Annotated in this window: 12 protein-coding genes and 2 tRNA genes; 7 read left to right on the top strand and 7 right to left on the bottom strand. The window is 61.5% G+C overall.

Annotation, left to right across the window (positions count from 1 at the left end; genetic code table 11):
- Positions 1–172: 172 nt before the first annotated feature.
- On the bottom strand, positions 173–1,426 hold the full coding sequence (gene mtaB, locus ACGYLO_RS01205; protein WP_271688725.1) for a tRNA (N(6)-L-threonylcarbamoyladenosine(37)-C(2))-methylthiotransferase MtaB: 1,254 nt from the start codon (positions 1,424–1,426) through the stop codon (positions 173–175).
- On the bottom strand, positions 1,423–2,256 hold the full coding sequence (gene dapF, locus ACGYLO_RS01200; protein ID WP_271689908.1) for a diaminopimelate epimerase: 834 nt from the start codon (positions 2,254–2,256) through the stop codon (positions 1,423–1,425). The genes mtaB and dapF overlap by 4 nt, the downstream gene beginning before the upstream one ends.
- A 104-nt stretch (positions 2,257–2,360) precedes the next feature.
- Here dapF and ACGYLO_RS01195 point away from each other — a divergent pair.
- Positions 2,361–2,436 (top strand) — tRNA-Lys (locus ACGYLO_RS01195).
- A 64-nt stretch (positions 2,437–2,500) separates the two neighbouring features.
- Here the strand turns inward: ACGYLO_RS01195 and ACGYLO_RS01190 are convergent.
- From ACGYLO_RS01190 to ACGYLO_RS01175, 4 genes are read right to left on the bottom strand one after another with little or no spacing between them, the layout of a single operon-like run.
- Complete coding sequence (locus ACGYLO_RS01190) at positions 2,501–3,349, bottom strand: ABC transporter permease (protein ID WP_271688726.1); 849 nt, start codon at positions 3,347–3,349, stop codon at positions 2,501–2,503.
- 4 nt (positions 3,350–3,353) lie between these two features.
- A complete protein-coding gene (locus tag ACGYLO_RS01185; protein WP_271688727.1) occupies positions 3,354–4,583 on the bottom strand; it encodes an ABC transporter permease in 1,230 nt (409 codons plus the stop codon).
- Between the two features lie 60 nt (positions 4,584–4,643).
- The gene (locus ACGYLO_RS01180; RefSeq protein WP_067265759.1) at positions 4,644–5,687 is read right to left on the bottom strand and encodes an ABC transporter substrate-binding protein; all 1,044 of its coding nucleotides are present in this window, start codon (positions 5,685–5,687) and stop codon (positions 4,644–4,646) included.
- A 59-nt stretch (positions 5,688–5,746) separates the two neighbouring features.
- Entirely contained in the window at positions 5,747–6,838 is a 1,092-nt protein-coding gene (locus ACGYLO_RS01175; protein WP_271688728.1) for an ABC transporter ATP-binding protein, read from the bottom strand.
- A 249-nt stretch (positions 6,839–7,087) separates the two neighbouring features.
- On the opposite strand from ACGYLO_RS01175, the gene ACGYLO_RS01170 reads away from it, so the two are divergent.
- From ACGYLO_RS01170 to ACGYLO_RS01160, 3 genes are all read left to right on the top strand, one after another.
- Complete coding sequence (locus ACGYLO_RS01170; protein WP_271688729.1) at positions 7,088–8,170, top strand: NAD(P)/FAD-dependent oxidoreductase; 1,083 nt, start codon at positions 7,088–7,090, stop codon at positions 8,168–8,170.
- 118 nt (positions 8,171–8,288) lie between these two features.
- Positions 8,289–8,468 carry a hypothetical protein gene (locus ACGYLO_RS01165; RefSeq protein WP_067265753.1) on the top strand — a complete coding sequence of 60 codons (180 nt, stop codon included), beginning with the start codon at positions 8,289–8,291 and terminating at the stop codon, positions 8,466–8,468.
- A gap of 75 nt (positions 8,469–8,543) precedes the next feature.
- Positions 8,544–8,939, top strand: coding sequence for a PleD family two-component system response regulator (locus ACGYLO_RS01160; protein WP_271688730.1), 396 nt, complete (start codon positions 8,544–8,546; stop codon positions 8,937–8,939).
- 93 nt (positions 8,940–9,032) lie between these two features.
- Here the strand turns inward: ACGYLO_RS01160 and ACGYLO_RS01155 are convergent.
- Positions 9,033–9,118: transfer RNA gene (locus tag ACGYLO_RS01155), tRNA-Leu, on the bottom strand.
- Between the two features lie 168 nt (positions 9,119–9,286).
- Here ACGYLO_RS01155 and ACGYLO_RS01150 point away from each other — a divergent pair.
- From ACGYLO_RS01150 to ACGYLO_RS01140, 3 genes are all read left to right on the top strand, one after another.
- Entirely contained in the window at positions 9,287–10,273 is a 987-nt protein-coding gene (locus ACGYLO_RS01150) for a complex I NDUFA9 subunit family protein (protein WP_394376337.1), read from the top strand.
- A complete protein-coding gene (locus ACGYLO_RS01145; RefSeq protein ID WP_271688732.1) occupies positions 10,273–11,079 on the top strand; it encodes an undecaprenyl-diphosphate phosphatase in 807 nt (268 codons plus the stop codon). Before ACGYLO_RS01150 ends, ACGYLO_RS01145 begins: the two co-directional genes overlap by 1 nt.
- A gap of 159 nt (positions 11,080–11,238) precedes the next feature.
- Positions 11,239–12,672, top strand: coding sequence for an NAD(P)-dependent oxidoreductase (locus tag ACGYLO_RS01140; RefSeq protein WP_271688733.1), 1,434 nt, complete (start codon positions 11,239–11,241; stop codon positions 12,670–12,672).
- The last annotated feature ends 129 nt before the right edge of the window (positions 12,673–12,801 follow it).

Here is a 12,801-nt window from a genome sequence, read left to right as displayed (position 1 = left end):
TTTGGCCTAAAACCTCTCAACAGGGTCCGCCCGGTGGCACACCGGGCATCGCCCTCCTTCCCCCCGGAGGGCGATTTGGCGAGGTTTCATGATGCGGCGTTGTTTCGAGTACGGCAGCCGTTCCGACCACAGCCTCGTTCCATCGCCCCCAGGGAGGGCGATGCCCTGCGCGCTAGGCGGTCAGCTGCGTGCCTGAAGTCCCGGTAATCTCGGTCCGCACGATCTCGCCCTCGACCTGTGACGCGGCAAAACTCACCTCGGTGAACTGCGCCGTGCGCCCCATGTGAGGGTTCTCCATCAGCACATCGTGCGTGCGTCCGACTTGCGCCTCCAAATGCCGTTGCACTTGCCGTTCTCCTGCCGCGCGCAGCCGTGCCGCGCGGGTTTTAATCGCAGCACCGTTCACCGCGGGCATCCGCGCCGCGGGGGTGCCGGGGCGGGCGGAATAGGGGAAGACATGCAGCCATGTCAGGTCACATTCCTCGACCAGTTTCATCGAGTTTTCGAACATCGCTTCGGTCTCGGTCGGGAAACCGGCGATGATGTCGGCACCAAAGGTCATGTCGGGACGCAGGGCGCGGGCCTCTTGGGCGAAACGGATCGCGTCGTCGCGTAGATGGCGGCGCTTCATGCGCTTGAGGATCATGTCGTCGCCATGCTGCAACGACAGGTGCAGATGCGGCATCAGGCGTGGCTCGGTGGCGATGGCCTGCATCAGGTTTTCATCCACCTCAATCGAATCGATCGAGGAAATCCGCAAGCGCGGCAGATCGGGCACCAGACGCAAGATTCGCATCACCAGATCGCCGAGTTTCGGTGTGGCGGGTAGGTCAGCGCCCCAGGAGGTCAGATCGACCCCGGTCAGCACCACCTCGTTAAAACCCTTGTCCACCAACCGCTTGATTTGGTCCACCACGACCCCTGCGGGGACCGAGCGGGAATTGCCGCGACCGTAAGGAATGATGCAGAAGGTGCAGCGGTGGTCGCAGCCGTTTTGCACCTGCACATAGGCCCGGCTGCGGGTGCCGAACCCGTCGATCAAATGGCCCGCCGTTTCGGTCACGGACATGATGTCGTCGACCTGCACAGTCTCGGTCTCGCCGATGAAATCGGCGGCCATGCCCTGCCATGTCGCGCCTTGCATCTTTTCGGTGTTGCCGATCACGGCATCGACCTCAGGCATGGCGTTAAAGGTCTCGGGCTCGGTCTGGGCCGCGCAGCCGGTCACGATCAGCCGCGCCCCGGGATGCGCCTTACGCAGCTTGCGGATGTCCTGCCGTGCCTTGCGGACCGCCTCGGCCGTGACCGCGCAGGTGTTGACGACCACGGCGTTCTCCAGCCCCGCCTGTTCGGCGAGTTCCTTCATCGCCTCGGTCTCATAGGCGTTGAGGCGGCAGCCCATGGTGCTGAAAATCGGGGCGCTCATGTCAGGCTCTCCAGAAATGCGGGGGTGAGGGTGCCGGAAAAGACATGCATCGTCGGTCCGGTCATCCAGACGCCATCCTCGCGCCAGTCGATATGCAGCGTGCCCCCGTCGAGGTCGATGCGCACGGCGCGGCCCGTGAGGCCCCGGCGCGCGGCGGCTACGGCGGTGGCGCAGGAGGAGGAACCCGAGGCCAGCGTTACGCCGACGCCACGCTCCCAGACGCGCATGCGGATATGGTCCGGCCCGACGATCTGCGCGACCTGCACGTTGGTGCGCTCAGGGTAGAGCGGGTCATGCTCGGCGCGGGGGCCGAGGTCGGAGAGGTTCACGGTCTCGGCATCCGCGACGAAGAAGGTGCAATGCGGGTTGCCCATGCCGGTCGCTGTCGGATCGCCGTCGATCGGCAGGTGCAGCGTGTCCATCTCGCGCGCCAGCGGCACCTCGTCCCACTTTAGCTGCGGGTGGCCCATGTTGACCGAGGTCAGGCCACCCCCGGCGTCTTTCGCTGCCAGATCGCCGCGTGCTGTAGTCAGATGCAGCGAATCGCGGCCTGTGTCGTCCATCAGATAGCGCGCGATGCAGCGGGTGGCGTTGCCGCAGGCGGCAGAAAGGGAGCCGTCGCTGTTGTAAAAGGTCAGATGCGCGTCGCCCGTCCCGCGCGTGATCACCGCAAGCTGATCGAATCCCACGCCAAATTGCCGGTGCCCGATGGCCTGTGCCATCGCCGGGGTCACGTCGATTCCTTCCGCGCGTGCATCAAACACGACGAAGTCATTGCCAAGCCCATGCATCTTCATGAAGGGCAAACCGGGGGTCTGATCGCTGTACATTCGGCGCATATAACCCCGGCATGAAAACTAATCCAGCATCTCGCAAGATTTTCGTAATTAAGGGCTTGACCCTGCCGCCCGTAATTTCTAGTTACCCGCCTAGTGGGCCGTTAGCTCAGTTGGTAGAGCAACTGACTTTTAATCAGTAGGTCGATGGTTCGAACCCATCACGGCTCACCACTCACCCCCCCCTCCTAAATGGTTATGGATCAGGTGTTTGGTGCCGCCCCCCGGGCGGTTTTGCCTATTCCTGACCGCGCAGCCGGGCCGAGCGTCGGCGCAGGGCTTCCAGCACAAAAAGCATCGTCGCCGAGAGCACCACCAGCAGCGTCGCCACCGCCAGAATCGTCGGGTTGATCTGCTCGCGCAGACCCGAGAACATCTGCCGCGGAATCGTGCGCTGCTCTGGCCCTGCGAGGAAGAGCACCAGCACCACCTCATCGAAAGACGTGACAAAGGCAAAAAGCCCGCCCGAAATAACGCCGGGGCGGATGAGCGGAATCACCACGTCCCAGAACACCTTGATCGGCGAGGCGCCAAGGCTCAGCCCTGCGACAAAGAGCGAGCGGTCAAAGCCGCTGAGCGTGGCGGTGACGGTGATGATGACAAAGGGCACGCCAAGCGCGGCATGGGCGATGATCAGCCCGGTGAAGGTGCCGACGAGATTGAACTGCGTGTAGAAAAAGAACATCCCCGCCGCGATGATGATCAGCGGCACAATCATGGGCGACAGCAGCAACGCCGTGATCACCCGTTTGAATGGCATCCAAGGCGAGGCGAGGCCCACCGCCGCCAGCGTGCCCAGCACGGTGGCGATGCTGGCCGCCGCGATGCCGATGACGAAGGAGTTGCGGATCGCGATGCGCCATTTCTGATCATCGACGATCTCCTGATACCAGCGCGTCGAATAGGCGTCCGGATCGAGCGAGAGCATCCCTTGGGTGAAGGTAAAGAAGGGCTCGGCGTTGAACGACAGCGGCATGATGACGAGGATCGGCAGCATCAGGAAGATCAGCACCAGACCCGCCATGACGCGCAGCCCGTAGTGGCCCGCCTTGTGCCAGATCGTGTAATAGTCGGGCAATGGGCTCATGGTGTCATCCCAGCTTGAGGTTGTCGGTGCCGACGAAACGGTCGAACAGCCAGTAGAGAACGAGGATCAGGATTAGCAGGAGCGAGCCAAGCGCCGCCGCCAGTTCCCAGTTGTTCGAGACCTGCATGTGGAAAGCGATGATGTTCGAGATCATCTGCCCGTCGGTGCCGCCGACCAGCGCAGGCGTGATGTAGTAGCCGACCGAGATGATGAAAACCAAAAGCGCCCCCGCAGAGAGACCCGGCAGGCTCATCGGCAGGTAGATTTTGTACCACGCGCCGATGGGGTTCGACCCCATCGAGATCGCCGCGCGCATGAAGCTCGAATCAATCCCGCGCATCACCGCGTAGAGCGGCAGCACCATGAAGGGCAGCAGGATGTGGGTCATGGCGAGGATGGTCGAGAACTCGTTGTAGAGCAGCTCTATCGGCTCGTTGATCAGCCCGGCCCAGAGCAGAGAGGAGTTCACCACGCCCCCGGCTTGCAGCAGCGCGATCCACGCGGTGGTGCGCACCAAGAGCGAGGTCCAGAAGGGCAGCAGGACAAAGACCATCAGGAAGTTCGCCGTCGCGGGGCTGGCCTGCGACATGTAGAAGGCCAGCGGATAGCCCAGCAGCATCGTCAGCCCGGTGATGATCAGCGCCATCTTCAGCGTCTTTGTGTAGAGCTGTTTGTAGATCTGTGTGTCGCGTTGGACGATGTCCCCTTCGGAGTCGTATTCCATATCGACAGCGGTGAGGTAGTAGCTCGACGTATAGACCTGCCCGGCGCTGCGGATCGCGCGCCAAGTGGCGGGTTTGGCCCAACGGTCGTTCTTTTCCAGCAGCATCTCGGCGCCATTGGCGGCAAGCTCGGCATCCTCGACGCGGCGCAGGCCCCGGGCGGTGGATTTGATGACGCTCGACATGCCCGGCAGGGCGCGGTTGATCTCATCGGCGAACCTGCCGGAGGTGCGGTTGTTTGCCATGCGCTTCATGTCGATGGCCATTTGGGTGATGACCGCCGTGTCGGGCAGGCTTTCGCCCTCCCAGTCTTCGAGCATCTCCAGCGTTTCGGGCACCAGTTCGGCCACGGTGGGGTTGTAGACGCTGCGGAACAGCATCGTGGTGATCGGCGCGACAAAGGCGAAAAGGATGAAGAGCAGCAGCGGCACCACGAAAAGAAACGCCTGCAGGCGGCGTCTGCGCATTTGGCGACGGGCGTTGGCGGCGTCTTGGGAAGTGAGGCTGGACACGCGGTTACTCATCTATAGGGGTTGGGTGCCCCGCGCCCGGTCAGGCGCGGGGCGGGATGCTTATTGCAGCAGCCATTCGTTGAACTTCTCGCCCAACGTCTCGCCATAGTCGGCCCAGAAGATGCCATCGGCTTTGACGCCTTCGTCAAGATGCGCGGTGGGCAGGTCTTGTTTCACGTCCTCGGGCAGCAGCGCTTGGGCAGAGGCGCGGGTCGGGCCATAGGCCACGTCCTGCATCCCCGAGAGCGGCACGGTGCCTGTGGCGAACTTGATGAACTCCATCGCCTCTTCTTTCTTCTCGGTGCCCTTCATGATGGCCCAAACGTCGAGGTCATAGATGTGGCTGTCCCAGACGATCTCGAAGGGGGCGCCATCATCCTTGATCGCGGCGAAGATGCGGCCATTGGCGGATTGCACCATGGTCGCCCCACCGTCGTTCAGCAGAACGGGGGCCTGAGACCAGCTGTCGTACCAAGTGATGTCGTCCTTGATGGTGTCGAGTTTGGCAAATGCGCGTTTCTGCCCCTCTTCGGTGGCCAACACCTCATAGACCTCTTCCGGGGCGACGCCATCGGCCAGCAGCGCCCATTCCATGTTGACCTGAGGCCGCTTGCGCAGACCGCGTTTGCCGGGGAACGCCTCGGTATCAAAGAAGTCTTCGATGGTTTTGGGGCCTTCGCCGTTCTCGGTGTTTACGGCAAAGACGACGGACCACACGATATTGCCCACGCCGCATTCATTGGCCAGCGCGTCATCGATGAAGTCATCCGCCGCCGGGGTGCCATCGTCGCCATCGGGCAGAACCGATTGGTCGATCACTTCCAGATAGCCCTCGGCACAGGCGCGTTCGAGGTCGATCACCTCGATGTCGACGACATCCCACAGGATGTTGCCCGCCTCGACCTGCGCCTTCATCTCGGCCACGCCGCCGCCGTAGTCTTCGAACAGGATGTTGGTGCCGGATTTATCCATATAGGGTTGGATCATATGCTCCATCTGCGCGGCGCCGTAAGCCCCGCCAAAGGACGTCACCGTCAGATCCTCGGCCAAGGCGGGGCTGGCGATCAGCGCCGCGGTGGCCAGATAACTCAGATGCTTCTTCATCGGTCTCTCCTTGTCATGTCCAGGTTTTATGCGGGGCCCCGGTTTGCCCCCGGTCGCCCTTAATTGGCAAAGGCGATGCAGTCTTTCGTCAGGGACAACAGCTGCGCCGTCGCGCCCTCTTCGAACTCGGGCGCGGACAGGTCGTTGAGCACTTTGACGATAATGTCGGTGCCGTCCGGCAGGCGGAAATAATAGCGGATGAAATCGCCCACATAGATGCGCGTGACGAAAGTCGCCGTTAGCGCGTTGTCATGGGCATGGGTCGTGGGGTGAATGAACAGTTTCTCGGGACGGATCGAGACGCGGCATTGCGCGCCTTCGGTCAGCCCTTCGGAGGTTTGCGTGGTGATCGTGCCGGTATCGGTCTCGACTTTGGCGATCTGCCCTTCGATCCGGGTGACGCGGCCCTGCACGAAGTTGTTCTCGCCGATGAACTCGGCCACGAAGGCATTCACCGGGCGCTCGTACAATTCCGCGGGCGGGGCGCATTGCTGCACCACACCGTCGTTGAAGACGGCGATCCGGTCGGACATCGACAGCGCTTCGGTCTGGTCGTGAGTGACGTAGATGACGGTAAAGCCGATCTGCTTGTGCAGGCGGGTGATCTCAAACTGCATCTGCTCGCGCAGGTTCTTGTCGAGCGCGCCAAGAGGTTCGTCCATGAGAATGAGCGTCGGCTGGAAGATCATCGCGCGGGCCAGCGCCACGCGCTGCCGTTGCCCGCCCGAAAGCTGCCCGGGGCGACGGTCGCCAAAGGCGGAAAGCTCGACCAGCGACAGATACTCGGCCACACGCTCTTTGATATCCGCCTTGGACATTTTGCGCACGCTCAGCGGATAGGCGAGGTTTTCGGCCACGGTCATATGCGGGAACAGCGCGTAGTTCTGGAACACCATGCCGATGTTGCGCTTGTTCGGCGCGGTCTTGTTGATCGACCGGCCATTGATCGCGATATCGCCCGAGGTGACACTCTCAAACCCCGCCAGCATCATTAAGACGGTGGTTTTGCCCGAGCCCGAGGGGCCAAGAAGGGTGATGAACTCCCCCTCCTGCACATCCATGTCGAAGCCTTTGACGACGAGATTTTCCTGATCGTAGCTCTTCTTGACGTTATCGAAACGCAGAAAAGTCTCTGCTTTGGTGTCTTTCATTGTGTCGCGGCTCTCCCTGTCGCTGGGGGGAGTTAAACAGGTGCGATGATTCTAAACAATATGTTGCACCATTTAAGAGAATCGCGCCCTTCCCGGCGCTTATCGCATGGGCATTTAGCCCCCGGTGATGGCAGGATCGGCGGCTTTCGCCACGTTCGGCGAGAAATCGGTGATAGAGCACCTATGTAGAAAGCTGACCACGCGGGCAGACTGTCCGGCAGGCGAAACCGATCAAAAGGAGAGGCACCGATGGGCAAGCGTATCGCAATCGTAGGGGGCGGCTATCTGGGGGCCGAACTGGCCAAGGCGATGGACCAGATCGCCGAGGTGACCTTGATCGAGCCGCGCAGCCATTTCGTACATGCCTCCGCGATGATCCGCGCCGTGGTGCAGCCCAGTTTGGTTGAGGAATCGCTGATCCCCTATGACCGGTTGCTGAAGCGGGGTCGCGTTGTCGCGGCGCGGGCGACTGATGTCGATGGCGAGTGTGTCACGCTGGAGGACGGCACGCGGGTCGAGGCGGATTACATCGTCGTCGCCACCGGCTCGGACTATGCGACGCCGTTCAAGCCCAAGGGCGCAGATATCGACGGGCTGCGGGCCGCGAACCAAGAGACGCGTGAGAAGCTGCTGGCGGCTAAGACCGTAGGCATCATCGGCGCGGGCGCCGTCGGGGTCGAGCTTGCCGGTGAGATCGCCCATGCCATGCCCGACAAAGAGATCACCCTGATCACCAAAGACGACAAGCTTTTTGCCGGAAAGCCCGACAGCCTCGGCGCGTCGTTGAGCAGGAAGCTGAAACGCGCCGGGGTGGAGCTGATCCTTGGCAAGAAGGCCGAAGGGCTCGCCTCCCTGACAGAGCCACATGCGGGCAGCCTCACCCTCGACGGCGGGGCGGAGCGGAGATTCGATCTGATCTTCCCCGTCTTGGGCGCGCGCGCCGCGTCAGAATTGTTGAAGAACCTGCCCGGGGCCGAGGTCACCGCTGCGGAGCGGATCAAGACTGATGGCTATCTGCGCCCCTCATCCCTGCCCAATGTCTTTGCCGCGGGGGATGTGGCGGACCCCGGCGACAATATGACCATCGTTGCGGTCAGCCGGCAGTTGCCATGGCTGAGAAAGACCCTCACCGGGCTGATCACGGGCCGCAAGCTGGCGGATATGAAAACCTATCGCCCTTGGGGGGCAGAGGCGCCGATTCTGCTGCCCTTGGGGCCGGTGCGCGGCAATAGCTTTTTGATGCTCTTCACCGCGGGCGATTGGGTGACGCAAAAGATGAAGGGCGCGCATCTCTTTGTATCGAAGTACCAAAAGCTGCTGAACAGGCATTAGCCGCAGCCCGAGGGAGGGGCGCTCTATACCTAAGAATAGGGCGCTTATCCCGACGCCAGCAGGCATTGCGCGGCGAGATGTGTGAAGGTTGAGACAAGTCAACTCAGGAGCACAAGCCATGTCCATTCAGTTCAGCAACAGTTTCGACGCCGCCCAAGCCGTTAGCGAAATCACCCCGATCACCGCCTGCGTCAGCATGGGCAAATACGCGACCGCACAGGGGGAGCTTATCTGGCAAAGGGGTGAGATCGCCTGCGTGCGTTCCGACTCGGCGATGTTCGTCGGCAAACGCATTTAAGCATTCACGTCATATTAAGTCTCGCACCACTAGGGTGGCCCTTGGGGCGTGATTAAAAGTGTAAGGCGGGGCGTGATGAACTGGAATGCTATCGTTATCGACGATTCTGAAATCGCACGACAGTTCATCCAAGCGTCCCTCGCCGAGGTCGGGTTCTCATGCGTGGCAGATTATGGCTGCCCCGCCCAAGCTCTGGTCGCGCTGGCGCAGGAGCGGATCGCGACGGATGTCATCATCACCGATTTCATGATGCCCGCGATGGATGGGCTTGAGTTCTGTAGCCATGTCAGGGGCTTGCCGTTCTATCGGGGCATCCCGGTCGTCATGATCTCCACCCGGAAAGACGCCAATCTGCTGCGCCGCGCTTTGGCGGCGGGGGCAAGCGATTGTTTGAAAAAGCCTTTCAGCCTAGCCGAGCTTGCTGCGCGGCTACAGCTTTGCCTGCAAAATGCGGGTGTCCGCGTTCAATAGGGCCGTGCGTGACCGGCGGTCGCAGCGCCCCCGAGGGGGTAGCGTCTGGGCCGTTTAAGGCCTGATCTACAGTCAATCATCTGTCGGGGAATATGGTGCCCAGGAGAGGACTCGAACCTCCACACCGTTGCCAGTACTAGCACCTGAAGCTAGCGCGTCTACCATTCCGCCACCTGGGCACGTATCGTGTGGGGTGCTCTAAGGCTCAGCCGGGTGACTGTCAATCGCAATTTATACGAAAATCGGAAAATCCTGCCCGCGAGGCGCTGCAACCGGGGGTTTGGCCTTGTGACAGGGGCGGTGCGCGGGTACATCCTGTCAGAGAATTTATCTACAGGAGCGGCAGAATGTCTAAGCTGGTCACGATTTATGGCGGTTCGGGGTTTGTCGGACGCTATATCGCGTATCGCATGGCCAGAGCTGGTTGGCGGGTGCGGGTGGCGGTGCGCAATCCCAACGAGGCGCTCTTTGTGCGGACCTATGGTGTGGTCGGCCAGGTCGAACCTGTTTTGTGCAACATCCGCAACGATGGCTCCGTGGCCGACGCGCTGCGCGGCGCGGATGCGGTGGTGAACTGCGTTGGCATTCTGGTCGAGACCGGCAAGAACAGCTTTGACGCCGTCCAATCCGAAGGGGCCGAGCGTATCGCGCGCATGGCCGCCGCCGCAGGGATCGGTCATTTCGTGCATGTCTCTGCCATCGGCGCGGATATGGAGGCCGAGAGCGACTATGCCCGCACCAAAGGCGAGGGCGAGGCGGCCATTCTCAAACATATGCCCCATGCCGTGATCCTGCGACCCTCGATCATGTTCGGGCCAGAGGATGAATTCTTTAACCGTTTTGCAGGCATGACCCGCACCGGCCCGATCCTGTCGGTCGCCGGTGCCTCGACCCGGTTCCAGCCGGTGTTCGTCGATGACGTGGCCAAGGCGGCGGAAAAAGCACTGGAGGGGCAGGTCGCTTCGGGCGTCTATGAACTCGGCGGTCCCGATGTGGATACCTTCCGCGGGTTGATGCAGCGCATGCTCAAGGTGATTCACTGCCGTCGTTTGGTGCTCAACATGCCGTGGTTCCTCGCCAAGATCGTTGCCTTCGGGTTCGATATGGTGCAGACGGCTACCTTTGGGCTGTTCACCAACAAGATGCTGACCCGCGATCAGGTCAAGAACCTGCGCAAGGACAATGTCGTAGCGGAAGACGCGCGCGGCTTTGCCGAGCTTGGCATCACCCCAACCGCGATGGATGCGGTGCTCCCCGACTATCTCTGGCGGTTCCGGCCCTCGGGGCAATATGACGCCATCAAAGCATCGGCACGTAACCTGCGGCAGGGATAATGGAACAATCGACCACTCTGATCGCCGCCTTTCTGGGTTTGCTGGAGGGGCTGACAGAGTTCATCCCCGTATCTTCGACCGGGCATCTTTTGCTGGCCGGTCATTTTCTGGGTTTCGAAAGCGCCGGACGGACCTTTGAGGTCGTGATCCAATTGGGCGCGGTGCTGGCGATCCTGACGGTCTATTCCGCGCGGCTTTGGGCGGTCTTCTCGGCCGCGCCGCATGATCCGCAGGCGCGGCGGTTCATCTGGTCCGTGCTTCTGGCCTTTCTGCCAGCGGTCGTGATCGGCGTTTTGGCGCATGACTTCATCAAAACAGTCCTTTTCGAGACGCCCTTGCTGATTGCTGTCATGTTGGTACTGGGCGGGGTGGTCCTGCTGGTTGTAGACCGCATTGCTCCTGCGCCGACCCATTCCGACGCGACTAAGTTCCCGCTCTCGATGGCCTTCAAGATCGGCGTGATCCAATGCCTCGCCATGGTGCCGGGCACCTCACGTTCGGGGGCGACAATTGTTGGCGCCCTGTTGCTGGGCGCCAGTAAACGGGCGGCGGCGGAATTCTCCTTCTTTCTGTCGATGCCGACGATGGCGGGCGCTTTCGCCTATGACATCTACAAGAACCGCGATGTGCTGGATGCCTCGGCCATGGGCGAGATTGCCGTGGGCTTCGCCATGGCCTTTATCTCTGCCGTTTTCGTGGTGCGTTGGGTGCTCGATTACATCAGCCGCTATGGCTATGCGCTTTTCGGGTGGTGGCGAATCCTTGTGGGCGGGGTGGTTATCCTCGCACTTTGGGCTGGGTTTTAGTGGGTAGGTCCGCATCGGACCTTAAATGATGTATAAAAATAATGGCCGAGCCTCCTATTTGCTCGGAAAGAGGTAAATAGGTCAGCATTGCTGTCTTTTATTTACTTTGGCGCTCTCGTATACGAGCCTTCTGACGGAATTTGTCGAAGGAACGGGTATATGGCGAAGCAGGTCATGCTAAAATTTACAGACGTTGCGCGGGATATGCCCGAAAAACGCCCGCCCGATTTGCGCCGGACGGATTTCGATGAAATTTACGCCGAATATGCGGATGCCAAAGCGGCCGAGCAGTCGAGCCGGTGCAGCCAATGCGGCGTGCCCTATTGCCAAACCCATTGCCCTCTGCACAACAACATCCCTGACTGGCTGCGCCTGACTGCCGAGGGGCGTTTGCAAGAGGCCTATGAGATCAGCCAAGCGACCAATACCTTCCCCGAGATCTGTGGCCGTATCTGCCCGCAGGACCGCCTCTGCGAAGGCAACTGCGTGATCGAACAGTCGGGCCATGGAACCGTCACCATCGGCTCGATCGAGAAATACATCACCGACACCGCTTGGGAGCAGGGCTGGGTCAAACCCGCCGCCCCGCGCGAAGAGCGGCCCGAAAGTGTCGGCATCATCGGCGCGGGCCCGGGCGGTCTGGCGGCAGCGGATATGCTGCGCCGCGCGGGCGTGCAGGTCACCATCTATGACCGCTACGACCGGGCCGGCGGCTTGCTGACCTATGGCATTCCCGGCTTCAAGCTTGAGAAAGACGTGGTTGAACGCCGCAATGCGCAGTTGGCCGAAGGTGGCGTGACCTTTGAGTTGAATTGCGATGTCGGTGTCGACATCAGCTTTGGCGCGATCCGGGGCAAGCATGATGCCGTGATCATCGCGACCGGCGTCTATAAAACCCGTGAGATCGAAGCCCCCGGTGTGGGCGGATTCGGCGTGGAACGGGCGATCGACTTCCTCACCGCCTCCAACCGCAAGAGCTTTGGCGACACGGTCGAAGAATTCGAAAACGGCCGTCTGAACGCTGCGGGCAAAAAGGTTGTCGTGATCGGCGGCGGCGACACCGCGATGGACTGTGTGCGCACCTCGATCCGACAGGGCGCGGAAAGCGTCAAATGCCTCTACCGCCGCGACCGGGCCAATATGCCGGGCAGCCAGCGCGAAGTGCAAAACGCCGAAGAAGAAGGCGTGATCTTTGAATGGCTGAGCGCGCCCAAGGGCTTCGTCGGCGATCCGGTGACCGGCGTGATGGTGCAAAAGATGCGCCTCGGCGCGCCTGACGTGACGGGCCGCCAGTCGCCCGAGGTGATCGAAGGCGCCGACTATGTCGAAGAAGCCGACATGGTGATTATGGCCCTCGGCTTTGAGCCCGAAGACCTGCCGACGCTTTGGAACGAGCCGGAGCTGCCGGTCAACCGCTGGGGCACGATCAAGGCCGATTACGTCACCGGGGCGACCGCGCTCGACGGGGTCTATGCCGTGGGCGACATCGTGCGCGGGGCGAGCCTTGTGGTTTGGGCGATCAAAGACGGGCGCGACTGCGCGCAGGCGATCCTTGACGATTTCAACGGCGCACAGCGCATCGCGGCGGAGTGATGGTATCGGGGCGGCCTGCCGCCCCGCCCCCTGCGGCGCTGCCCGAGACCAAGAGTGAAATAGACGTGACGCCCGACGGCCCTGCCTTTGCCAGCGCGCACGAGAACAAAACCAAGGCCCAAGTCAAAG

It is taken from the genome of Sulfitobacter sp. 1A13353, assembly GCF_043557255.1.
GTDB lineage: Bacteria > Pseudomonadota > Alphaproteobacteria > Rhodobacterales > Rhodobacteraceae > Sulfitobacter > Sulfitobacter faviae.
This window is presented reverse-complemented; position numbering and strand designations above follow the sequence as displayed.